At 70.0% G+C, this 23104-nt stretch carries 21 protein-coding genes, 1 tRNA gene and 1 pseudogene; 17 read left to right on the forward strand and 6 right to left on the reverse strand.

From position 1 onward, the window contains the following. Positions 1–223 precede the first annotated feature (223 nt). Positions 224–3028, reverse strand: a complete 2805-nt coding sequence (locus HLH48_RS19620) for a glycosyltransferase (protein WP_182999173.1) — start codon at positions 3026–3028, stop codon at positions 224–226. 165 nt (positions 3029–3193) lie between these two features. Here HLH48_RS19620 and HLH48_RS19625 point away from each other — a divergent pair, with 165 nt between their 5' ends. The 3 genes from HLH48_RS19625 to HLH48_RS19635 all read left to right on the forward strand — a co-directional run bounded on the left by HLH48_RS19625 (position 3194) and on the right by HLH48_RS19635 (position 7832). After that, positions 3194–4546, forward strand: coding sequence for a beta strand repeat-containing protein (locus HLH48_RS19625; protein ID WP_182999174.1), 1353 nt, complete (start codon positions 3194–3196; stop codon positions 4544–4546). Between the two features lie 9 nt (positions 4547–4555). Continuing rightward, the gene (locus HLH48_RS19630; protein WP_343065454.1) at positions 4556–7270 is read left to right on the forward strand and encodes a glycosyltransferase; all 2715 of its coding nucleotides are present in this window, start codon (positions 4556–4558) and stop codon (positions 7268–7270) included. 292 nt (positions 7271–7562) lie between these two features. Beyond that, positions 7563–7832: an HU family DNA-binding protein gene (locus tag HLH48_RS19635; protein WP_182999175.1), complete on the forward strand. Its 270-nt coding sequence runs from the start codon at positions 7563–7565 to the stop codon at positions 7830–7832. Between the two features lie 129 nt (positions 7833–7961). Here the strand turns inward: HLH48_RS19635 and HLH48_RS19640 are convergent. The 5 genes from HLH48_RS19640 to HLH48_RS19660 all read right to left on the reverse strand — a co-directional run bounded on the left by HLH48_RS19640 (position 7962) and on the right by HLH48_RS19660 (position 10711). Next, positions 7962–8036 (reverse strand) — tRNA-Gln (locus HLH48_RS19640). Positions 8037–8114: 78 nt separating this feature from the next. Continuing rightward, complete coding sequence (locus HLH48_RS19645) at positions 8115–8765, reverse strand: TetR family transcriptional regulator (RefSeq protein WP_182999195.1); 651 nt, start codon at positions 8763–8765, stop codon at positions 8115–8117. A 105-nt stretch (positions 8766–8870) separates the two neighbouring features. Then, positions 8871–9695, reverse strand: coding sequence for a pyrroline-5-carboxylate reductase (gene proC / locus HLH48_RS19650; protein WP_182999176.1), 825 nt, complete (start codon positions 9693–9695; stop codon positions 8871–8873). Beyond that, complete coding sequence (locus HLH48_RS19655) at positions 9692–10195, reverse strand: type III secretion system chaperone family protein (RefSeq protein ID WP_182999177.1); 504 nt, start codon at positions 10193–10195, stop codon at positions 9692–9694. The genes proC and HLH48_RS19655 overlap by 4 nt, the downstream gene beginning before the upstream one ends. 192 nt (positions 10196–10387) lie before the next feature. Beyond that, complete coding sequence (locus HLH48_RS19660) at positions 10388–10711, reverse strand: accessory factor UbiK family protein (RefSeq protein WP_182999178.1); 324 nt, start codon at positions 10709–10711, stop codon at positions 10388–10390. Between the two features lie 139 nt (positions 10712–10850). Between HLH48_RS19660 and rfaD the strand changes: the two genes are divergently transcribed. From rfaD to HLH48_RS19730, 14 genes and pseudogenes are all read left to right on the forward strand, one after another. After that, positions 10851–11831, forward strand: coding sequence for an ADP-glyceromanno-heptose 6-epimerase (rfaD, locus tag HLH48_RS19665; protein WP_182999179.1), 981 nt, complete (start codon positions 10851–10853; stop codon positions 11829–11831). Between the two features lie 43 nt (positions 11832–11874). Further along, complete coding sequence (gene lgt / locus HLH48_RS19670; RefSeq protein ID WP_182999180.1) at positions 11875–12726, forward strand: prolipoprotein diacylglyceryl transferase; 852 nt, start codon at positions 11875–11877, stop codon at positions 12724–12726. Then, on the forward strand, positions 12723–13745 hold the full coding sequence (locus tag HLH48_RS19675) for a class I SAM-dependent methyltransferase (protein WP_182999181.1): 1023 nt from the start codon (positions 12723–12725) through the stop codon (positions 13743–13745). The genes lgt and HLH48_RS19675 overlap by 4 nt, the downstream gene beginning before the upstream one ends. A gap of 14 nt (positions 13746–13759) precedes the next feature. Beyond that, positions 13760–14575, forward strand: coding sequence for a peptidoglycan editing factor PgeF (gene pgeF / locus HLH48_RS19680; protein WP_182999182.1), 816 nt, complete (start codon positions 13760–13762; stop codon positions 14573–14575). A 71-nt stretch (positions 14576–14646) separates the two neighbouring features. After that, complete coding sequence (locus HLH48_RS19685) at positions 14647–15585, forward strand: hypothetical protein (RefSeq protein WP_182999196.1); 939 nt, start codon at positions 14647–14649, stop codon at positions 15583–15585. Between the two features lie 125 nt (positions 15586–15710). Then, positions 15711–16691 (forward strand): ribose-phosphate pyrophosphokinase, encoded by a 981-nt coding sequence (locus tag HLH48_RS19690; protein WP_182999183.1) that lies wholly within the window; start codon positions 15711–15713, stop codon positions 16689–16691. A 78-nt stretch (positions 16692–16769) separates the two neighbouring features. Then, positions 16770–17366, forward strand: coding sequence for a histidine phosphatase family protein (locus HLH48_RS19695; RefSeq protein ID WP_182999184.1), 597 nt, complete (start codon positions 16770–16772; stop codon positions 17364–17366). Positions 17367–17476: 110 nt separating this feature from the next. Next, positions 17477–18118: a 50S ribosomal protein L25/general stress protein Ctc gene (locus tag HLH48_RS19700; protein WP_182999185.1), complete on the forward strand. Its 642-nt coding sequence runs from the start codon at positions 17477–17479 to the stop codon at positions 18116–18118. Between the two features lie 36 nt (positions 18119–18154). Then, positions 18155–18733, forward strand: a complete 579-nt coding sequence (gene pth / locus HLH48_RS19705; RefSeq protein ID WP_182999186.1) for an aminoacyl-tRNA hydrolase — start codon at positions 18155–18157, stop codon at positions 18731–18733. Further along, positions 18733–19827 (forward strand): redox-regulated ATPase YchF, encoded by a 1095-nt coding sequence (gene ychF, locus HLH48_RS19710; RefSeq protein WP_182999187.1) that lies wholly within the window; start codon positions 18733–18735, stop codon positions 19825–19827. The genes pth and ychF overlap by 1 nt, the downstream gene beginning before the upstream one ends. Positions 19828–20015: 188 nt before the next feature. Beyond that, positions 20016–21275, forward strand: coding sequence for a glutamate-5-semialdehyde dehydrogenase (locus HLH48_RS19715; RefSeq protein WP_373320189.1), 1260 nt, complete (start codon positions 20016–20018; stop codon positions 21273–21275). A gap of 2 nt (positions 21276–21277) precedes the next feature. Then, positions 21278–21895, forward strand: a pseudogene (locus tag HLH48_RS19720) (nicotinate-nucleotide adenylyltransferase); the annotation flags it as partial. Between the two features lie 138 nt (positions 21896–22033). Beyond that, entirely contained in the window at positions 22034–22486 is a 453-nt protein-coding gene (gene rsfS / locus HLH48_RS19725) for a ribosome silencing factor (RefSeq protein WP_264812371.1), read from the forward strand. Between the two features lie 15 nt (positions 22487–22501). After that, positions 22502–22957, forward strand: a complete 456-nt coding sequence (locus tag HLH48_RS19730; RefSeq protein WP_182999198.1) for a 23S rRNA (pseudouridine(1915)-N(3))-methyltransferase RlmH — start codon at positions 22502–22504, stop codon at positions 22955–22957. Positions 22958–23104 lie beyond the last annotated feature (147 nt).

Here is a 23104-nt window from a genome sequence, read left to right on the forward strand (position 1 = left end):
AGTTTACTCAGACGCCGAACGACGAACATAAAAATATCTCCCACACGCGCAAAGCGACCGCGTATCACTTCATTATGATTTCATATCAAATGTAAATTCGGGGATAGCTTATGTCGATATCGAAATTACATGCACTCAATAACTCTGGGTTAAGGTCTGTGGATCGAATCCGGAGCGGCCTCGATGGCCGGTGCATGGTGCTGACGCGCGGCGCGGGCGCCCGTCAGGCCCGGCTTCTCGCCTCCGGCGCGGTCAGGCGGACCCAGGGGTGGCGGGCGCGCAGCAGGGCGACCACGCGTGCCTTGTGGGCCGCGCGCTCGGTGACGGTGTCGGTCATCGCAGCGTCGTGGACGCGGTATTCGGCCAGGATCTCGGGCACCTGCACGCCGGCGATGCCCAGTTCGGCCAGCGAACACCACAGATCGTAATCCTCCCACCCCATCGCGTCGCGCGATACGTAGTAGCCGCCGGCCGCCGCCCAGGCCCATTTCGCCACCAGCGCCATCGCATCGACGACATTGCCGCCGACCAGCCGGCCCGGATGCCAGGGTTGCTCGCCCATTACCCCGTCGGCCCGGCCGAAACGGCGGATGATCGGGTGGGCGAAACCCGCCTCCTGCGCCCGGGCGGCCTCCAGCAGGCGGCCGCAGGCGTCGGGCAGCAGGCGGTTGTCGGCATCCAGTTGCAGGACATACTCGGTCTCGGCGGCGGCCATGCCGATGTTGCGCGCGCCGCCCAGCCCCGCATTGGCGCGCGCGCGCAGGAATTGCAGCCGGTTGAAGCGCATGCCGTGGCGGGCCATCCAGCCGCTGACCAGGGTTGGCGTGTCGTCGGTCGAGCCGTCATCCACCACGATCAGGTCCAGCGGTTCCAGCGTCTGGCGGCGGACGGACTCCAGGGCCTCGATGACGTGGTCGGCATATTGATAGGCGGTGATGACGACGCTGACGGCCGCCTGCCGCAACTGGTCGTGGTGCAGCAGGGTCTCGCTGTCGGGGATGGATGGCAGGGCGCGGACCCGGCCGGCGCCGCGTGCCAGCGCCAGCGCCCCGGACCGCGCGGCGGCCTGACCGCCCGTCAGGCCGCCGATCGCGTTTTCCAGCAGCGCGGCCTGGCGCTGCGGGCCGTATTCCCACAGCACGGTGTGCAGCGCGTCGCGCGCCATGCGGGCGCGCAGGGCGGGGCGGTCCACCAGCCCGAGCAGCGCGTACTCCCATTCCGCGTCGCTGTCGGCCAGCAGGCCGGTGACGCCGTCGCGGATCGCGGCGCGGAAAGGCGGCGTGGGCGAGGCGACGGTGCAGGCGCCGGCCAGGGCGGCTTCGAAGAATTTCAGCTCGCTCTTGGCCTCGCAGAATGGATTGCCGGTCTCCAGCGGCGCGATGGAGATGTCCAGCCGCGCCAGTTCGTCGGGCAGGGCGTCCAGCGTGACCATGTCCCGCCATTCGATCTGGGCGGCGCGGGCGTGCAGGGCGGGGAATTCCTCGGTCAGCAGCAGCGGGCGACCGCCCCCGGGCTCGCGGAACAGGACCAGCCGGACCTCCGGCCGCTGGTCCATGACCGCCAGCACGCCCGGCAGGGCGCGGGCGAAATCGCGCTGGTGGGTACGCGATCCGGTGGCGTAGCCGATCCGCACCAGCCCGTCGGGCAGCGTGGCGGCGCGGCGGCGGGCGGCCAGGCGCGACCTGGCCAGCGTCGGCTGGTCATGGATGTTGGGCACCACCATCGTCAGGCTGGTGTAGGGGCGCATCCGGTCGGCCAGGCTGTCGGTGGTGGCGATGCCGAAATCGCAGAGCCGCAGGGTCCGCTGCATGTCGTCATACATGCGCTCGATCCGCGCCACCGGGGCGTCGCTGAGGCGGATGCCGTCGATCACGTCGCCACGGGCCAGCGCGGGTTCGAACACCAGGTCGTCGGCATCGAAGGCCAGCAGCGCGCCGCGCGCGCGCGCCAGGCCGATCAGCGTATCGACATGGCCGCTATATTCCACGCGCCACAGCACGATCAGGTCGGCCCATGCGATGTCCTCGGGGCCGACGGCGGCGCAGTCGCGACAGCGGGTGTCGTAGCCGGCCGCGCGGCAGGCGGCGGCGTTGCGATCGACACGATAGGTCGTGCCCGGCGTCGCCGGCTCGCCGGAGACGAACAGGACCGTGCGGATCGGCCGGCGGGCGGGCTGGGGCGCGGGCGTTTGCGGGGCGGCGGGGCGCGGGCGGGCCAGGCGCGCCCACAGGGTCGGCGCGGGCGGCGGGGCGGGTGCCGGGGTGGGGGCCGGTGCCGGGGCGGGCGGGAGGTCGAGGGCGGACGCGTGGCGGTCGCGCTCCAGCCGCAATTCCATGAGGTCCAGCCGGGTTCGGCTGAGGGCGGCCCGGGTCCGGGCCAGTTCCGCCCGGCTGTCGGCCAGGGCGCGGCGGGTGGCCCAATGCGCGCCGATGGCGGCGAAGCGGCTGGCCAGGTTGGCGGCCACGCCGTCGCCATGCGTCCGGTTCAGCGCGCCGCACAGGGATGCCAGCGGATCGGCGCGGCCCTTTCCGGGGACGGCCAGGACCAGGCCCCCGCCCAGCGGCAGGGTGGCGGCCGGGATGTCGGCCAGCCAGCCCAGCCACGCGGCATGCCGGTCGCTCGCGCGATCCAGCCCGTGCAGCAGCAGCGCGCCGCGCGCCGATAGCAGCGGGGCCAGCAGATGCGGCGCCGGCTCGCCGGCTTCCATCGGCGGCAGGGAAACCCACAGCAGGTCGCAGGCGCCGGCGGCGATCCGCTCGGGCGCGGCATGGCAGGCCATCGGCAGGCGCAGCCGGCGCGCCCGTTCGTCGAGCAGCGCGCGCAGGGCCGGTCGCTCCGGGACCAGGCCGACGAGGTGGGGCCGGGCGAGGGTGACGACCCAGCCCAGGAACGGCAGCACCGCATTGATGGCGGGGTCGGGGTCCAGGTCCGGGGGCGTCATGAAATAGGGATCGAGCGCGTCGCATCCCAGCAATTCAGGGCCGCCCGCCAGAGGTTGGACGAGGGGGTGCCAGTCGTCTGCGTCCATGGAAATCCCGCGTGCCCCTTATTTTTCGGTCGTGGCTGATTTTTCGATTTTGTACGACAGGATGTTAATATTTTGGGAAGGTATCCACGTTTACATGATCCCGTCATTCCGGATGGGCCGCGTCGCACGATGCGCGCCTGATCCGGTCAAGCCAGGGAGCGGGTTGTGGCGATTGTAACCGTGATGGGTGCCGCGGGCACGAATGTGAACGTGACGGTCGACGGCGGCGATACGCTCGCCCTGGCCAACATGTATGCGAAGACGCTGCAATCCACTGCGGCGGGCAAGAGCTTTTCGAATCTGCAAAACGGGTTCAATACCGCCGGAGGCGCCAATTCGGTGGGCGTGGTCACCGTCGGCGGCGCGTATGCGCTGGACGGGGCCTATGTCAACATCGTGGCCGGCGCCCTGTCGTCCGGCGAGTCGGACGACTCCGTGCTGAAGGCGCCGGTCGCCATCGACGCGCGGCAGGTCACGACCCCGGTGGATGTCATTGCCGGCTCGCTGGGCGGGACGACCTTCCTGGGCGGCGCGGCGGGCGGCAGCTTCCTGGCGACGGCCGGGGACAATGTCTTTATCGGCGGCACCGGCAATTTTACCATCGACATGGGTGCTGGCAACGATCTGATCGTGTCCGGAAACGGCAACAACACCATTAACGCCGGAAGCGGCGAAAACCAGATTTTCCTGGGGAGCGGCGCCAACTCCGTCGATTCGATGGGGTCGGACACCATCGTCGGCACCCTCGGCACCCAGTCGGTCACCATCGGTGCCGGCAGTTCGCTGGTGCAACTGGGCGCGAATGCGACAATCGTCGACACCGCCTCCAAGAGTGTCGTTTCGGTGGGAGGTGGCAGCACCGTGTCCGGCGGCGCGCAGGACCAGGTTTCGTTCACCGGGGCGTCGGGCACGATCAGCGGCGCGGTTTCCGATACGATTTCCGCGGCCGGGAATCTCCAGGTCGTCCAGGGGGTCGGCAACACGATCAGCGTCAGCGGCAGCCTGACCTTCCTGAACGGCACCGGCATGACCAGCGTGGTGGCGGGCCAGTCCACCATCTTCGGCGCGGCCGGCCTGAGCATGACGCTGGGGACGTCGGGGCCGACCCTGTTCGTGGCCAACGCGGGCAACCAGACCATCGACGGCGCGCAGGCCAGCACGCCGCTTCATGCCTTCGCGGATGATGGCGACGTGAACTTTGTCGGCGGGTCGGGCAACGATACGCTGGTGGGCGGCACCGGCAGCGCGACGATGACGGGTGGCGCGGGCAACAATCTGTTCGCCTTCACCAACGGGCCCAGCAGCGGGGGTGACAACGTCATCACCGATTTCGGCAGCTCCGCGGGCAACCTGGTCGCGCTGTACCAGTATGGCTACCAGAACAATAACGGATTGCAGGCCATCCTGTCCGCCGCGACCGTTTCGGGCGGCAACAGCACGATCCAGTTGAGCGACCACACGCAGATCACCTTCGTCGGCGTGACCGACCTGAAGGCCAGCGACTTCACCCTGAGCTGATCGCGGGCCGTGGACGGTTCCGCCCCCGGCCTGCCGCTTTCCGACGATGGCGGCGTCGGCCAGGCCGCCATGCGGTTGCAGGCCGAGCGGGTCGCGGCGTTGCGGGCGGAAGTCGACCAGTTGCGTCATCAGATGGCGGTGCAGGACCGGGCCCTGTCCGGCCGCCTGCTGCGCGTGGCGCGGATCGTCCGGGCGTTGACGCGCGGACGCGATCCGTTCGGCCGGCCACTGGGCGAGGCGATGGCCCGGCTGATGGCCCGGATCCGGCGGCATGGCGTCCGCCCGGCCCTGGGATATGTCGGGCGCGCGCTTTTCCCCCGTGCGCGCGAGGCCCTGCCCCGCGCGGTGCCGGGCGCGGGCCCGCCGGCGGATCCGGTCGCCTGGACGCCGCTGATCCTGATCGTCGCGGAACTGGGCCTGAGCCAATGCGCGAAATATCGCGTCTGGCAGCGCGTCGAGCAGATGCGCCTGCTGGGCTGGCCGTGCCGGGTGGTGGATTGGCGCCATACCGCCGAGGCGCTGGGGGCCCTGCAATTCTGCTCGGGCGTGGTGTTCTATCGCGTGCCGGCCTTCGCATCGGTGCGGGGGATGCTGGACGAGGCGCGCCGCCTGGCCCTGCCCTCCTGGTGGGAGGTCGATGACCTGATCTTCGACCAGGATCTCTACGGGCTGAACGGCAACCTGGCGACGCTGTCGAAACGGGAGCGCGCGGAGCTGATGTCCGGGGCCGGCCTGTTCCGCGCCTGCATGCTGGGCTGCGGGGGCGGCATCGCCTCCACCCCCGTCCTGGCGCAGGTGATGCGCGATGCCGGGATGGCCGAGGTGTCGGTGATCGACAACGCGCTCGACAGGGAAACGCTGGATGCGGCGCAGGCCGCGCTGGCCGCGCTGCCGGCGCGCGCGGATGACGACGGCGCGCCGGTCGTCGTCATCTACGGGTCGGGCACGCGCACGCATGACGCCGATTTTCTGGCGGCGGCGCCGGGACTGGCGGCGGCGATGGCGGAGGATGCGCGGCTGGTCCTGTGGATCGTGGGCGACCTGGCCCTGCCGGCGTGCATCCGCGCGCTGGGCGGACGGGTGGTGGCATTGCCCGGCCGGTCCTATGCCGACTATCTGGCGCTGCTGGCGCGGGCGGATATCGCGATCGCGCCGCTGGAAGACAGCGTCTTCAACGATGCCAAGAGCAACATCAAGTATCTGGAGGCCGCCAGTGTCGGCGTGCCGCTGGTCTGCTCGCCCCGGCGGGCCTTCGCCGATGTCATCGTCGACGGGTGGACCGGCCGGCTGGCCGCGACCGACGCGGACTGGCGGCGGGCGCTGATGGACCTGGCGGGGGACGCGGCGCTGCGGCGCGGCATGGGGCGGCGGGCGGGGGCCGACATCGCCGTCCGCTATGCCCCCGCGCGGGTGGCCGAAACCCAACTGCGTGCCGTGTTCGGCGCGCCGCCCCCGACCGCGCGGGACGGGCGGCTGCGGGTGCTGTGCGTGAATGTCTATTACCCGCCGCAGAATTTCGGCGGTGCCACGCATGTCGCCGTGGAAATGGTGCAGCGGCTGCGCGATAGCGGCCGGGCCGATCTGTCGGTGTTCACCACCCGCCCGGGTGCCGCGTACGACCCGGACCGGCCGGCGGCGGCGATGCGCTACAGCCATGGCGGCGTGCCGGTGGTGGCGGTCGACCTGCCGCCCACCGCCGATCCGATCATGATGTTTCACCATCCGGCCGCCATCGCGCTGTTCGACCAGCATGTCGCGGCCTTTCGCCCGGACGTGGTGCATTTCCATGCCATCCAGGGGCTGGGGGTCGGGCTGGTGGATGTGTGCCGGGCGCGCGGTGTCCCTTATGTCATCACGCTGCACGATGCCTGGTGGCTGTGCGACCGGCAGTTCATGGTGCGTGCGGACGGGCGGTTCTGCGGGCAGAAGCGGATCGACCCGCGCGCCTGCCAGCGCTGCCGGCCGGAGGCGCGGCATCTGGATGATCGGGCGCTGCTGGCGGGGGCGGCGTTGCGCGACGCGGCGCTGCTGCTGAGCCCCAGCGCCAGCCACCGCGACCTGCATCTGGCCAACGGCGTCGATCCGGCGCGGATCGTGGTGCATCGCAACGGATTCCGCTGGCCGGTCGCCCCGCGGTCGCGGCGGGCCGCCGGCAGCCCGCTGCGGTTCGGCTATGTCGGGGGGGTGGAGACGGTCAAGGGCTATCCGCTGGTGCGCGCGGCGTTCGAGGCGCTGGAGCGGGACGACTGGGTGCTGCGCCTGGTCGATGCCAAGACGGTGCTGGGCATGAACGCGATCGATGTCGCCGACTGGCGGGCACGCGGCGCGGTGGAGGTGTTGCCGGCCTATGACGGCGCGACGATCGACGCTTTTTTCGATTCCATCGACGTGCTGCTGTTTCCCTCAAGCTGGCCCGAGAGCTACGGCCTGACGGTGCGCGAGGCGCTGGCCCGCGATGTCTGGGTCATCGCCTCGGCGCCCGGCGGCCAGGCCGAGGACATCGTGGCGGGCGTGAACGGCACGTTGATCGGCCTGTCGGCCGAGCCGGACGAGCTGGTGGCGGCGGTGACGGCGTTGCTGGACCGGCCGGACCGCCTGGCGGGCCATGTCAATCCATGCAAGAGCGCGTTGGTCACCTGGCAGCAACAGGCGGTCACGTTGCTGGAACTGCTGCGGGCCGCCGCCGGGTCATGGCCCGCGGGATTGCCGGCCGGGCGCGGCTGATCTACAGCAACGGCGCGGGATCGTCCTTGGGGCCGCGCGGCCGCCGGACGGCAAGCGGTTCGCTTCCGTCATGTTCCGTCGTCTCTTGTCCAGTTTTGCGCGAAATCGGGCGGTTTCGCGAAGGGGTGGCTATTTTGCTGTTCGTGTCAGCAAGATTCTCCATGCATCGAAGAATTTTGTGGCATAAGCTTTAACAGCGCGCTAAAAGCCGCGTCCGATATTGCCGGGCGTCGCGGGGGACCTTGTCCGTTGCGGCTGTATTTGCAAACGCTGGCAGGAGAAGAGAGAACAGATGAGCAAAGCCTTCATTGCGGCCGTTATCCAGGATTCGATCGATTGCACGGGGGTTGCCGCCAATCAGGCCGCGTCCGACCTGATTTCCGCGATCGTCAAGGAACTGAAGAAGGAAGGCGGGTTCACCCTGCCGTCGTTCGGAACGTTCACGGTCAAGAAGACCAAGGCGCGCAAGGCGCTCAATCCGCGCACCGGCGAGCCCGTGAAGGTCAAGGCCGGCAAGACCGTTCGTTTCAAGGCCAGTCCGAACCTGAAAAAGGCGGTCTGAGCCCGCCGCCACGGCCGCCGCGCGGCCGTGGCACGCCGAGCGGCGCGCGCCGTCGCGCGTGGTGTCGGAAATCCCGTGTGCGTGTCTTCCGGAATGTGGATGACGGGCGGCTTCGCCGGCTCGCGCGCCTGGCTGGGGCGGGAGGACTCGAACCTCCGAATGGCGGAATCAAAATCCGCTGCCTTACCACTTGGCTACGCCCCACTGGACCGGATCGTGTCGGCCACGCGTCCTTCTAGAGGGAAGGACGGGGCCACGTAAAGAGGGTTCTGCGTCGCGGGATCACCGGGGCTCGGCCTGCGGGTCCAGCGGCAGGTCGATCGCGGGGTCGATCGGCTCCATGGCCGGGCCGGCCGCCGGGGTGGCGGCGCCGCGCCGCGCCAGCAGGCTGCCCAGCCGGCCGGCGCGGTCCAGCGCCTGGTCCAGCGCCGCCATGGTGCGGGACATGTCCTCGGTATCGTCGCGTTCCCAGGCCCGCATCGTGTAGGTCCAGACGCCGATCAGGCCTTGCAGGCGCAGCGCGCCGAGCGGCCCGGAGGTGTCGAGGCCCGCCGCCCCGGCCATCCAGCGCATGCTCTGGGCCGTCGTCGCGGCCAGGAACAGCGCCAGCGCCGGGTCGAACGGCAGGGCGCGCATCACCGCGCGCACGCCCTCGCGATATTGTTGCAGGACGTCGAAGCGACGCATCAGCGCGTCGAACAATTGTTCGCGCACCGTGCCGGTGCTGCCGTCATCGACCAGGGCCGATTCGTCGGCCAGCCGACCCAGCTTCAGCAGGATGGCGGTCTTGGCCGGAAAGCGGCGCCGTGCCTCCTCCAGCGGCATGCCGGCATCGCGCGCGGCATCGACGACGCTCAACCGCGCCCATCCGTAGAGTGCCGCGCGTTCCATGGCGGCGCGAAGCAGGGCATCGTCGAACTGATCGTTATCCATAAGCTTTCTGACGGTCACCTGGTCTGTGGCCCGATCCGGCCGATCCGGAAGGCTTGGTTTTGCATTGCGGTTAAATTACGGCGCAGCCGCGCGCAAGTTCACCGCTCAGGACGCCAGTTCTCGCGCGCGCCGCGCGGCGGCGGCGATGGCGGCCTCCATCGTCGCCGGCCAGGCCGTGGGGGCCATCAGGATGTCCAGCGCCGCCTGGGTCGTGCCGCCGGGGCTGGTGACGCGGCGGCGCAGGTCCGCCGCGTCGGATTCCGACTGCGCCAGCAGCGCGCCCGCGCCCGATACGGTGCGCCGGGCGATCCGGCGCGCCAGGCCGGCGGGCAGGCCCTGGGCGATGCCGGCCTGTTCCATCAACTCCGCCAGCAGGAAGACATAGGCCGGGCCGCTGCCCGAGACGGCGGTGACGGCGTCCATCTGCGCTTCCTCGGCCACCCACGCCACGTCGCCGACCGCCGAGAGCAGGCGGGTGCAGAGCGCGCGCTGGGCCTCGGTCGCGGCGGGGGGGGCGTAGCAGACGGTCATGCCCTGGCCGATGGCGCTGGGCGTGTTGGGCATGGCGCGGATGACGACGGCCGCTTCGGTGCCGACCGATTCCAGAGAGGCGGTCAGGCCGCCGACCGTCTTGCCGGCCATGACCGACAGGACCGGCGCATGACGGGCGAAACGCGCGATCGCGGGCAGGATCTCGGCCGCCTTCTGCGGTTTCGTCGCCAGGACGATCAGGGCGGGGGCGAAGTCGTCCGGCAGGTCGGATGCCTGCCGCGCGACCTTGTGCGGAGCGGGGATGTCGTCGCGGTGCCGGTCGAGAATGACGGACGGGGCCAGCCCGTCCGCCAGCCAGCCGGCCAGCATCGCCCCGCCCATCTGCCCGCAGCCGACCAGCAGCAGCGGCGGCAGGGGGCCGGCCGGTCCGTCGGTCATGCCTCGCCCGCGCAGTCGAGCATGGCGGCTTCCAGCGCCTCGGCCGGGGTCTTGCCGCCCCACAGCACGAACTGGAAGGCGGGGTAGAAGCGCTCGCACTCGGTGATGGCGATGTCGATCATGTCTTCCAGGCTTTCCATCGACGCGCCCGGCGCGCCGCGCAGCAGAACGGCGTGACGAAACAGCGGCATGCCGCTTTCCAGATCCATGCCGAAATGACCGATCCACAGCCGCTCGTTGGCCAGCGCCACCAGTTCGAACAGCGCCCGGCGCTGCTGGGACGGGACCTTGAGGTCGAACGTGCAGGTGAAATGCATCGCGCTGACCTCGCGCGACCAGGAGAAATAGAGACCGTAGTCGCACCATTTCCCGGGGGCCTCGGCGGCCATTTCCGAATCGTTGCGGCGATCGAACGCCCATTCATAGCCGCCGACGATCTGTTCCATCAGGTCGAGCGGGTTGGCGTCATGCTTGGGCGTGGAGGTGGAGAGGGCAGGCATGTGGGACTCCCCTAGGCCGTGGAGGGAGGGGGCCGGCGTCGCGCGTCGGACCCCGAACGTCTGCAAAACGGACCGTCTGTCGTTCCCGCCACGGGAGGGAGCGCGGTCGCGCCCCCAACCCTATGGGCGGTCCTGCCGTGCTGGCAAGCACGGGCGCGGGCGCGCGGACCGTCGGGACGAAAAATTTATCGTTCAGGCGTAGTTGCCGAAGGCGCCGCCCGGTGGTTCCGGGGCCGGAAAGGGCTGGTCCGGGGCGATCACGGCTTCCAGCGTCGCGACTCGTGCCTCCAGCGCCGCCAGGCGGGCGTCGGAATCCTCCTGGGCGGCGCGGGCGCGGCTGGCCAGTTCGCGCACGACCTCGAATTCCTCGCGCCGGACCAGGTTCAGCGTCGACAGGATTTCGTCGACCCGCGCGCGGACGATGGCGCCGACCTCCTCCCGCGCGCCGGCCAGGGCGGACAGCGCGCCGCCGGCGACACCGGCGAGATCGTCGAAAAAGCGTGGCTTGTCGGCCATGGCGGGGTCTCCTGTCTTCGCTGCCGCATCCGAGCATATAGACAGTCCGGCGCCGCAAGGCCATCCGCCAATGCGGCTGGCCGCCCCGCCCGGAAGGGAGGCTCTTCGAACCGGGGGCGATCTGGATTATAAGCGGGGCATGATCATCATTACCGGTGGGGCCGGTTTCATCGGCTCGTGTCTACAGGCGGCGCTGCGGGCGCGGGGCGAGGAGACGGTGGTCGTCGACTGGCTGGGGAGCGGCGACAAATGGCGCAACGTGGCGCGCCATGCCCCCGACCGGCTGGTGGCCCCCGAGGCGCTGGACGCCTTCCTGGACAGCCGGCCGGACGTGTCGGCCGTGCTGCACATGGGGGCGATCAGCGAGACCACCGCCCGCGACGGCGACCTGGTCTGGCGCACCAATGTCGATCTGTCGACGCGCCTGTGGCACTGGTGCGCGCGGGAGGGGGCGCGGTTCATCTATGCGTCCTCGGCCGCGACCTATGGCGGCGCCGACCGGCCCGAGCAGTTTTCCGACGATCCGGCGGGGCTGGAGGCGCTGCGGCCGCTGAACCTGTACGGCTGGTCGAAACATGTGTTCGACCGCCATGTGACGGGCTGGGTCGCCGGAGGCGCGCCCGCCCCCGCGCAATGGGCCGGGCTGAAATTCTTCAACGTCTACGGCCCCAACGAATACCACAAGGGCGGCATGATCTCGGTCGTCAAGGTCAAGTACGACGAAGTGACGCGCGGCCAGCCGGCCACGCTGTTCCGCGCCACCGTGCCGGGCATGGCCGACGGGGCGCAGGCGCGCGATTTCATCTGGGTGGGGGATGTGGTCAACGTCATGCTGTGGCTGCTGGACAATCCGCAGGTCAGCGGCCTGTTCAATTGCGGCACCGGCGTCGCGCGGACCTATCTGGACCTGGCGCATGCGGTCTGCGACGCCGCCGGCCGGCCGCGGCGGGTCGCCTTCGTCGATATGCCCGAGGCGCTGCGCGGGCAGTATCAATCCTATACCCGCGCCGACATGACGCGGCTGCGCGCGGCGGGATACACTAGGCCCTTCACGTCGCTGGAGGATGGGGTGCGCCGCTACGTCCACGACTATCTCGCCACCGCCGACGCGTATCTGTGACGCGCGACCGGTCCCCCCTTTCTCCGCCGTCGAGGGACGCCGCATGCTGCCTGTACTGATCTTTCCGCAATTCGATCCGGTCATGGTGCATGTCGGGCCGCTGGCGATCCGCTGGTACGCCATGGCCTATATCACCGCGCTGCTGGTCGGCTGGCGGCTGGTGCGTCGGCTGGTCACCCTCGCGCCCCGCGCCGCGACGCCCGAGCAGGTGGACGACTTCCTGACCTGGGCCACGCTCGGCGTCGTGCTGGGGGGGCGGCTGGGTTATATCCTGTTCTATCAGCCGCGAACCTATCTGGCGCACCCGCTGGCCGCCTTGCAGGTGTGGCATGGCGGGATGTCCTTCCATGGCGGCGCGCTGGGGGTGGTGCTGGCGCTGGCGCTGTTTTCCTGGCGCAACGGGTTGAGCTTCCTGGCCTTTTCCGACCGGGTGACCGTGGTGGTGCCGATGGGGCTGGGGCTGGGCCGGGTGGCGAACTTCATCAACGGCGAATTATGGGGCCGTGTCGCGCCGGCCGACCTGCCGTGGGCGATGATCTTTCCGCAGGCCGGCCCGGAGCCGCGCCATCCTTCGGAACTGTACGAGGCGCTGCTGGAGGGCGCGGTGCTGTTCGCCGTGATGTGGCTGGTGGCGCGGAATCGGCGGATTCGCGAGCGGCCGGGCTTCCTCGCCGGGCTGTTCCTGTTCGGCTATGCCGTGGCGCGCAGTTTCTGCGAATTCTTCCGCGAGCCCGATGCGTTCATCGGCTTCCTGCCCTTCGGCACCACCATGGGGCAGATCCTGTGCGTTCCCATGGCGATCGCGGGCGCCGGGCTGATGGCGCAGGCGATGGTCAGGCCGCCGCGCCCGGTGCTGATGCGGATCGACGCGGAAGCCGAGGCCGATCGCGCATGAGCGGCGTCGCGCCGGAACGGCTGGACCGGTTCATGGCGCGGGCCAACGCGGCCTATTACGCCCGGCGCGACCCGTTCGCCGATTTCGTCACCGCGCCCGAGATTTCGCAGATGTTCGGCGAGATCCTGGGCGCCTGGGTGGCCGTGACCTGGCAGGGGATGGGCCGGCCGGACCCGTTCCTCCTGGCCGAGGCCGGGCCGGGGCGCGGCACGCTGATGGCCGACATGACGCGGCTGCTGGCGCGGGTGGCCCCCGATTGCCATGCCGCGGCCCGGGTGCATCTGGTCGAGACCTCGCCGCGCCTGCGCGACGCGCAGCGCGCGGCGCTGGCGGAGCGCACGGCCCATCCCGTGGCCTGGCACGACCGGATCGCGGACCTGCCCGACGGGCCGATGATCCTGCTGGCCAACGAATTTCTCGATGCCCTGCCGATCCGCCAGTTCGTCCGCGCCGGGGCGGGGTGGAACGAGCGTTTCGTGCAGGGGGTGGGGTTCGTCGACCAGCCGGCGGCGGACCTGCCGGAGGGGCCGTTCGACCGGCCGGTGCCCGAGGGCGAGATCCTGGAATGCTGCCCGGAGGCGTTGGAGATCGCGCGCGGGCTGGCGGCGCGGTTCGCGCGGGCGCCGGGCACGGCGCTGGTCATCGATTACGGTTATGACGGCGCGCTGTGGGGCGACAGTCTGCAGGCCCTGCGCGACGGCCAGCCGGACTGGCCGCTGGCCGATCCCGGACAGGCCGACCTGACGGCGCATGTCGATTTCGCGGCGTTCGCAGGCGCGGCGGCGGGGGCGGCCTGCCATGGCAGCGTGACGCAGGGGGCGCTGCTGACTGCGCTGGGCCTGTTCGCGCGGGCCGGGCAACTGGCGCGCGGCCGCTCGCCGGTCGAAGCCCATGCGATTCACGATGCCGCCCAGCGGCTGGCGGCGCCGGACCGGATGGGCAGGCTGTTCAGGGCGCTGGCGATCACGTCGCCGGGCCTGCCCGCGCCGCCCGGCTTCGCGGTCGGGCCCGGCGCGTGACCAGTGAGGACGCCATGAACCAAGAGAATGCCGAGGGGACGATTCCGTCCGACGCGATCCTGCGTCACGCGCTGCTGGGCGACGTGCCGCATGGGTTCTTCACCCGGATAGGCGGGGTGTCGCAGGGACCGTATGCCAGCCTCAACTGCTCCACCCGTTCCGGCGACGATCCGGCGGCGCTGGCGGAGAACCGGCGGCGGGTCGCGCGGGCCGTCGGCATGGAGCCGGCGCATCTGCTGGGTGTGACGCAGGTGCATGGCGACGGGGTGGCGACGGTGACGGCGCCCTGGCCGGTGGGGCAGGGGCCCGCGGCCGACGCCATGGTGACCGCCGTGCCCGGTCTGGCGCTGGGGGTGATTACCGCCGATTGCGGGCCGGTGCTGTTCGCTTCGGCGGATGGCGCGGTGGTGGGGGCGGCCCATGCCGGCTGGCGCGGGGCCGTGGGCGGCGTGCTGGAAGCGACGCTGGCGGCGATGGCGGCGCTGGGGGCGCCGGCGTCCACGGTGCGGGCGGTGGTCGGACCCTGCATCGGGCGGGACAGCTACGAGGTGGGGGCCGACATGCGCGCCCAGGCGCTGGCGGCCGATCCGGCGGCGGGCGCGTTCTTTCACGCCGGGCGGCGGGTGGATCATTTCCAGTTCGATCTGGCGGCCTATTGCGTGGCGCGCCTGCGCCGCGCGGGAATCGGCCCGGTTGCTGCCCTGGGCGTCGATACGCTGGGCGACGCGGCGCGTTTTTTCAGCCATCGGCGCCGGACCCTGGCCGGGGGCGGGCCGATCGGGCACCAGATTTCGGTCATCGCGCCGGCGGGTGCTACAGGGACGGCATGATGCGCGTGTTCATTCTGCCTGGCTTCCGCCAGACCGACCTGCCGGATGTCGGCGGCCGCCTCCCTGACCTGATGCGTCGTCTTGCCGGCGCGACGGCCGCCGCCAGCCTGCTGCTGCTGTCCGGGTGCCTGGACGTGCCGCATCCGTTTCGCGATCCCGGCCGGGTCGGGCGGTCGCTGGCCCGCAACGCGCCGCCCGCGCGGCTGGCGGTTCCCGTGCCGCCGGCGGCGCTGCTGGGGGATGCCGCCGCGCGGGAGTGGAGTCGCGACCTGGCCGCCGCCCTGCTGGAGCAGACGGTGCCGGCCATGGCCCAGCCGGTGCGGCCGGGCGACTGGTGGCTGCGGCTGGGCGCGGTGACGCGCGGTGGGCAGGTGGTCCCGACCTGGAGCGTCATGACGCCGGCCGGCGTGGTGCGCGGGTCCGGGGAGGGGGCCGGGATTGCCGCCGATGCCTGGGCCGCCGGCGATGCCGACACGCTGCGCCAGTCCGCGCGCCAGATCGCGCTGCCGATCGCGGGCGCGCTGACGGGCATCCAGGCCGACCAGATGGCGCAGGACCCGCACAGCCTGAAACATCGGGCGGCGCGGATCTATTTCGCCGGGGTGAAGGGGGCGCCGGGCGACGGGAACGTGTCGTTGGCCCAGGCCTTCGTCGCGTCCCTGCGCGACGCCGAGGACGCGGTGCAGGATATCCCGCGCGATGCCGATTTCACCGTCTCGTGCGTCGTGACGGTCAGCGAGGTCATTCCCGGCGGGACCGGGCACCCGCAGCAGCATCTGCAACTGGTGTGGCGGGTGGTCGATGCCCAGGGCAAGGAATCGGGGGCCGCGACGCAACTGCACGATATCGACGCCCATTCGCTGGACGGCCATTGGGGCGAGGTCGCCATCGCCGCGGCGCAGGAGGCGGCGGCGGGCGTGCGGCAGGTGATTTCGCGCTATTCCGGGCGGGACAACACGCCGCTGCCCCCGCCGGCGGGAACTGGCTCTGTGGCGAACGCGCCACGGTAGGGGCCGCTCGGCGTTGGCCGCGCGGCCGGAATGCGCGGTCGATACGCGAGACGGATGACAGGACGGGGCGCGGTTGCTAGAACCCGCGCGCCAGCCATGAGTGCGTCGCCCGGGAGCGTTGCCAGATGAAGATCGTCGCCTGTAACAGCAATCTGCCCCTGGCCGAGAAGGTGGCGGCGGAATTGCGGATGCCGCTGTGCAACGTCTCGGTCCGGCGTTTCGCGGACATGGAAGTGTTCGTGGAAATCCACGAGAACGTGCGCGGCGAAGACGTCTTCATCATTCAGAGCACCTGTTCGCCGACCAACGACAACCTGATGGAACTGCTGATCATGCTCGACGCCCTGCGTCGCGCGTCGGTCCGTCGGGCCACGGCGGTGATGCCCTATTTCGGCTATGCGCGGCAGGATCGTAAATCCGGTTCGCGCACGCCCATCAGCGCCAAGCTGGTGGCGAACCTGCTGGTCGAGGCCGGGGCGCATCGCATTCTGACGATGGACCTGCATGCGATGCAGATCCAGGGCTTCTTCGACATTCCGGTGGACAATCTCTATGCCGCGCCGCTGTTCACGCGCGATATCAAGGGGCGGATCGAGCCTAGTTCGCTGCCCTACGAGGCGCCGCCGCTGGAGATCCCGGGCGGGTTCGGGAACCTGATGATCGTCTCGCCCGATGTCGGCGGCGTGGTGCGGGCCCGGCAACTGGCGCAGCGGCTGAATGTGGACCTGGCGATCATCGACAAGCGGCGCGAGCGGGCCGGCGTGTCCGAGGTGATGAACGTGATCGGCGACGTGCGCGGCCGCTCCTGCATCCTGATCGACGATATCGTCGATAGCGGCGGATCGCTGTGCAATGCCGCCGTGGCCCTGATGAAGGAAGGCGCGGTGGCGGTCGAGGCCTATGTGACCCATGGCGTGCTGACCGGCAGCGCGGTGTCGCGAATCGGGCAGTCGCCGATCCGCATGCTGACGCTGACCGACAGCATCGCCGAGACCGAGGCCGTGGCGAACGCCGCGAATATCCGCCAGATCAGCACCGCCAACCTGCTGTCGCGCGCCATGCGGGCGGTGTCGGACGAAAGCTCGGTCTCCTCGCTGTTCGATTGAGGGCGGCGCCGTCGCGGATTGACCGGGGGCACGCGGACGACCTATCGGGGAGGGGACGAACCGACAGGAGTGCCCGGAATGACCCATCTGATCGCCCGGCCGTACTGGTATCTGCGTCATGGCGAGACGGACTGGAATGCCGAGGGGCGTTCGCAGGGCCGGTCGGACATTCCGCTGAACGCGCGCGGCATCGCCCAGGCCGAGGCGGCCGGCGCGCTGCTGGCGCGCGACGAGTCGGATTATGCCCCGATCGCGCGCATCGTGTCCTCGCCGCTGGTCCGCGCCCTGCGCACCGCGCAGATCGTGGCGCGGGCGATGGCGGCGCCGGGGGCGGATGCCCTGCCGGTCGCGGTGGATGACGGGTTGCAGGAAGTCTGTTTCGGCGACCAGGAAGGCCTGCCGATGGGCGATTGGTACGATAGCTGGATCGCCGGCGCCTTCACGCCCCCCGGCGCCGAACCCTTTGCCGCGTTGCGCGCGCGGGCGGTGGCTGCCGTCAATCGCGCGCTGGATGGCGAGGGGACGGTGCTGATCGTCTGCCATGGGGCGATGTTCCGCGCCCTGCGCTCGGCCATGGGCCTGCCGGCCAATGTGCGCCTGCCCAATGCCACCCCGCTGTGGATTCGGCCGCCGGAGCGCGGCGCGGCGGCGTGGAGCCTGGATATCATGGGCTGATCGCGGCTTTCTGCTGCCGAAATATTTGCCTCGGTCCGGCTTTTCCGTTACACGCCCCCACGCGCGGGCACCCCTGGAGGCCTGCGTGACAGGTTTTCAGGAGCAGTACAGTGACCCAATTTACGAAACTCGAGGCTTCTTCGCGCGCGAAGGCTGGTAAGGGGGCAGCGCGCGCGACGAGGCGGGCCGGTCAGGTGCCGGCCGTGATCTATGGCGCGAAGCAGGAACCCACGCTGATCGCGCTGGACCCCCGCCTGGTGGCGCGCGAGATGCACAAGGGCGGCTGGCGTTCGCGCGTGTACGACATCGCCGTCGATGGCGTGTCGTCCACCGCGCTGATGCGCGAAATCCAGCTCCATCCGGTGACCGACAACCCGGTCCATGTCGATTTCCAGCGTCTGGCGGCCGGCGAGCGCGTGCATGTCGAGGTGCGCATCCTCTTCACCGGTGAAGACAAGTCCCCGGGCATCAAGCGCGGCGGCGTGCTGAACATCGTCCGCCACAGCGTGGAAGTCAGCGTCGATCCGGCGAACATCCCCTCGTCGTTCACCGTCGATCTGTCGCAGCTCGACATCCACGACAACGTGCGCTGGGACGATCTCCAGGGTACGGCGGACGTGACGCCGGTCCTGCAGATCCCGAACTTCGTCATCGCCACCGTCGCGGCGCCCAGCGTCGACGACACCGCCCCGGCGGAAGCCGCGGCTCCGGCCGCCAAGGCGGCTCCGGGCAAGGCCGCGGCGAAGAAGTAAGACCGGTCGCCACGGCCGGACGACGGGGAAGACGCCATGCTGCTCTGGACCGGGCTCGGTAATCCTGAGCCGGGCATGAGCCGGCATCGGCATAATGTCGGCTTCATGGCCGTCGACCGCATCGCGTCCCGCCATGGCTTCGCGCCATGGCGGAAACGCTTTCGCGGCGAAATCGCCGAAGGGCGGGTGGGCACGCACAAGGTGCTGCTGCTCAAGCCCATGACCTACATGAATCTTTCGGGCGAAAGCGTTCAGCAGGCGGCTTCGTTCTACAAGATTCCCATCGGCTCCATCACCGCCTTCCACGACGAGCTGGACCTGGCGCCCGGCAAGGTGCGGGTCAAGCGCGGTGGCGGGGCGGCGGGGCATAACGGCCTGCGGTCGATGGACAGGATGCTGGGCGGCCAGGATTACTGGCGGGTGCGCCTGGGTATCGGCCATCCCGGCGTGCGCGAGCGCGTGACGGGCCATGTGCTGGGTGATTTCTCGAAAAGCGACCTGGACTGGCTGGAGCCGATGCTCGACGGCCTGTCCGACACGGCGCCCGCCCTTGCGGACGGGCAGCCCGAACTGTTCATGACCAGGATGGCCATGCTGGCCGGGGAGAAGGGCTGATGGGCTTCAATTGCGGTATCGTGGGCCTGCCGAATGTCGGCAAGTCCACCCTGTTCAACGCCCTGACCGAGACGGCTTCGGCCCAGGCCGCGAATTATCCCTTCTGCACCATCGAGCCGAATGTCGGCCGGGTGGCGGTGCCCGATCCGCGCCTGGAGGCGCTGGCGGCGATCGGCAAGTCGCAGAAGATCCTGCCGACCAGCCTGGAATTCGTCGATATCGCCGGCCTGGTGCGCGGGGCCTCGCGCGGCGAGGGGCTGGGCAACCAGTTCCTGGCCAATATCCGCGAGGTCGATGCCATCATCCATGTGCTGCGCTGTTTCGAGGATGACGACATCACGCATGTCGAAGGCGCCGTCGATCCGATCCGCGATGCCGAGATCATCGAGACCGAGCTGATGCTGGCCGACCTGGACTCGCTGGAAAAGCGGATCGTCGCCCTCCAGAAGAAGGCCAAGGGCAATGACCGCGAGGCCGCCGCCCAGGTCGCGCTGATGGAGCCGCTGATCGCCGCCCTGCGCGAGGGGCAGCCGGCGCGCACCGCGATTCCGGCCGGGCAGGAAGAGGCCGTGCGCCGCCTGCAACTGATGACCAGCAAGCCGGTCCTGTATGTCTGCAATGTCGAGGAGGCCTCGGCCGCCACCGGCAATGATTTCTCCGAGCGCGTGCGAGCCCGCGCCGAGGCCGAGGGTGCGGCCTCCGTCGTCGTCTCGGCGGCGATCGAGGCCGAGGTCAGCCAGTTGGGTGCCGAGGACCGCAAGGAGTTCCTGGAAGGGCTGGGGCTGGCCGATAGCGGGCTGGACCGGGTGATCGCCGCCGGCTACCGGCTGCTGGGGCTGCGGACCTATTTCACCGTCGGCCCGAAGGAAACCCGTGCCTGGACGATCACGGCCGGCACGCGCGCGCCGCAGGCCGCCGCCGTGATCCATAATGATTTCGAGCGCGGGTTCATTGCCTGCGAGACCGTGGCTTATGAGGATTACGTCCGCTACCAGGGCGAGGCCGGGGCCAAGGAGGCGGGCAAGCTGCGGATCGAAGGCCGCGACTATGTCGTGCAGGATGGGGATGTCCTGCTGTTCCGCTTCAACGTGTAGGGGCGTCTGCTTCTTTTTCTGAAGAAAAAGAAGCAAAAAGACTTTGATCCGGTCGGGGGCGTCTTATGTGCCGCGCACAAGGCTCCTGACCGAATTAAAGTTTTTTGGTTCTTTTTTTCAAAAAAGAACGGAAAATCGGTTCGCATATCGAGGCAGGGAGGCCGGCTATGAACGCAGTCACGTCCGTCATGGAAGCAGAGGGCCAGTGGGTCCCGGCCATGCCGGAACTGGCCGCGCGGGCCCGTGCCGCCGCCCGGGTCCTGGCGCAGAGTTCGTCCGAGACCCGCAATGCCGCCCTGTGCCATGCGGCGCGGGCCCTGCGGGACCGGCAGGATGCGATCCTGGCGGCGAATGCGCTTGATCTTGCCGCCTCCACCGCGACGGCGTCGTTCCGCGATCGGCTGACCCTGACCCCGGCGCGGGTCGAGGCGATGGCGGCGGGTCTGGAAGATGTGGCGAAGCTGCCCGATCCGGTCGGGCGGGTGCTGGCGGAATGGACCCGGCCCAACGGGCTGCGGATCAGCCGGGTGGCAACGCCGGTGGGCGTGATCGGCATGATCTATGAAAGCCGCCCCAATGTCGGGGCCGATGCGGCGGGCCTGTGCATCAAGTCGGGCAATGCGGTGATCCTGCGCGGCGGGTCGGAGAGCCTGCGCAGCGCGCGGGCGATCCATGGCGCGATGGCGGCCGGGCTGCGCGCCGCCGGCCTGCCGGAGGCGGCGGTGCAGATCGCGCCGGATGCCGACCGGCGCCATGTGGCGGATATGCTGGGGGCGGCGGGGCTGATCGACCTGATCATTCCCCGTGGCGGCAAGTCGCTGGTCGAGCGTGTGCAGCGCGAGGCGCGCGTGCCTGTTCTCTCGCATGCCGAGGGGTTGTGCCACACCTATGTTCATGAGGCCGCCGATCCCGACATGGCGCGGGCGCTGGTGGCCAATGCCAAGATGCGCCGGACCGGGATCTGCGGCGCGACGGAGACGCTGCTGATCGACGCCGCGGTGGCGCCCGCCCTGCTGCCGGGCATCGTCGCCGACCTGGCGGCGAAGGGCTGCGCCTTTCGGGCGGATGCGCGGGCCCGGGCGATCCTGCCGGACCTGCCGCCGGCCAGCGAGGCCGATTTCGCCACCGAATGGCTGGATGCGGTCCTGTCGATCGCCGTCGTTGACGGCGTGGAGGACGCGCTGGCCCATATCGCGCGGTTCGGCAGCGCGCATACCGAGGCGATCGTGACCGAGGATGCACAGGTTGCCGCGCGGTTCCTGAACGGTACCGACAGTGCGGTGGTGATGTGGAATGCCTCGACCCAGTTCTGCGATGGCGGGGAATTCGGCTTCGGGGCGGAAATCGGCATCGCTACCGGGCGTTTCCATGCCCGGGGGCCGGTCGGGCTGGAGCAGTTGACGACCTTTCGCTACGAAGTCGTGGGGACGGGGCAGATTCGCCCCTGACCATGACAGCGCTTCCGGTCTGGGGAGATGGCCGCCGTATCCGGGTCGGCCTGCTGGGGGGATCGTTCAATCCGGTTCATGCCGGGCATCTGCATCTGGCGCGGCGGGCGTTGCGGCTGCTGCGGCTGGATCAGGTCTGGCTGATGGTCTCGCCGGGCAATCCGCTGAAACCGGCCCGGGGGATGGCGCCGCTCGCGGAGCGGCTGGCGGCGGTGGCGGCCCGGGTCGACGGGCGGCGCATCATCGCCACCGATATCGAGCGTCATCTGGGCACACGCTATACGGTCGATACGCTGGCGCTGCTGCGGCGGCGGTTTCCCAATGTGGAATTCGTCTGGTTGATGGGGGCGGACGGGCTGGCGGAACTGACGCGCTGGCGGCGCTGGCGGCATCTGGTCTCGATGGTGCCGTTCGCGGTGCTGCCCCGGCCGCCGTACAATCCGGCGGCGCTGCGGGGGCAGGCGGCGCTGGCGCTCGCCCGCTGGCGGCGTCCGGCGCGGCAGGCGTCGATCCTGGCCGATCGCGCGCCGTGCGCCTGGGCCTTTCTTCCTGCTCCGCAGACCGGTATATCAGCAACGGAATTGCGTGCCACCGCGTTGAAACGTGCGATGGCGCGGCAAGGTGATCCCGCACAGGATGAAGCAGGAGTAACAGTCATCGCCAGGAAGCCTCCGGCCGATACGGGTACCACTCGTCGCACGGCACCCAAGAAGACAGCCGGCACGACCGGCAGAAAGACGCCGGCCGGACTGGCCGTGGTGCCGGGTGCCGCGCGGGCACCGGGCACGCCCCGCAAGAAGGCCGCCGTCGCCGGCCCCGGCAAGGCCGTGAACCGTGAACCGGCCGAAATCAGCAAGCTGGAAAAATATCTGACCGTCATCACCGAGAGCCTGGCCGACGACAAGGGCGAGGATATCGTGGTGCTGGACCTGACGGGGCGCGCCTCGTTCGCCGACCGGATGGTGATCGCCACCGGTATCGCCGACCGGCAGATCTCGGCCATGGCCTCTCATCTGGAGCGCAAGCTGGGCGAAGCGGGGCTGAAGCGGGTGCTGATCGAGGGGGCGAACGGCTCCGACTGGGTGCTGATCGATGCCGGCGATATCGTCGTTCATCTGTTCAAGACCGATGCCCGGGCCCAGTACGGCCTGGAACGCATGTGGGGGGCCGATCTGGACGTGCCGCCCGGCGGGGCGCGGGAAGCCGAGTAGGAACGCGGTCCGGTGATGCGGCTGATCGCGGTCGGGCGCATGAAGGACCGGGTGGAGCGCGACCTGTTCCAGCGTTATGCCGACCGGCTGACGCCCCGGCTGGAGATGGTCGAGGTGGCCGAGGGCAGGGGGGCGGCGGCGGAAATCAAGCGTCGCGAGGGGCAGGCCCTGCTGTCCGCCCTGCCTGAACGGGCGTTCGTCGTGGCCATGGACGAAGGGGGGCGCGCCCATGCCAGCCTGGATTTCGCCCGGCATGTCGAGCGCTGGCTGGGCCTGTCGCGGCCGGTCTGTTTCCTGATCGGCGGAGCGGAGGGGCTGGATGGGCCGGTTCTGGCCCGGGCCGACGATACATTGTCGCTGGGGCCCATGACCTGGCCCCACATGCTGGTGCGGGGGCTGCTGGCGGAGCAATTATACCGTGCGCGGGCGATCGCCTCGGGGCATCCCTATCACCGCGCCGGACGCCCCTGAAAAAGCCTGCTTGTGAATGCGGGCTGGCGGCGATCCGACGCGCGTTTCCTGCGCTCCGATGCTCACGGCCATTGAGGCCGTTCCGCTTCGGTGCTCGGAAACACACGACGGGTGTGCCGCTGCGCGGCACTCTTGCTCACCAGCCCG

It is taken from the genome of Gluconacetobacter sacchari (genome assembly GCF_014174255.1).
In the GTDB taxonomy this organism is placed as follows: Bacteria; Pseudomonadota; Alphaproteobacteria; order Acetobacterales; family Acetobacteraceae; genus Gluconacetobacter; species Gluconacetobacter sacchari.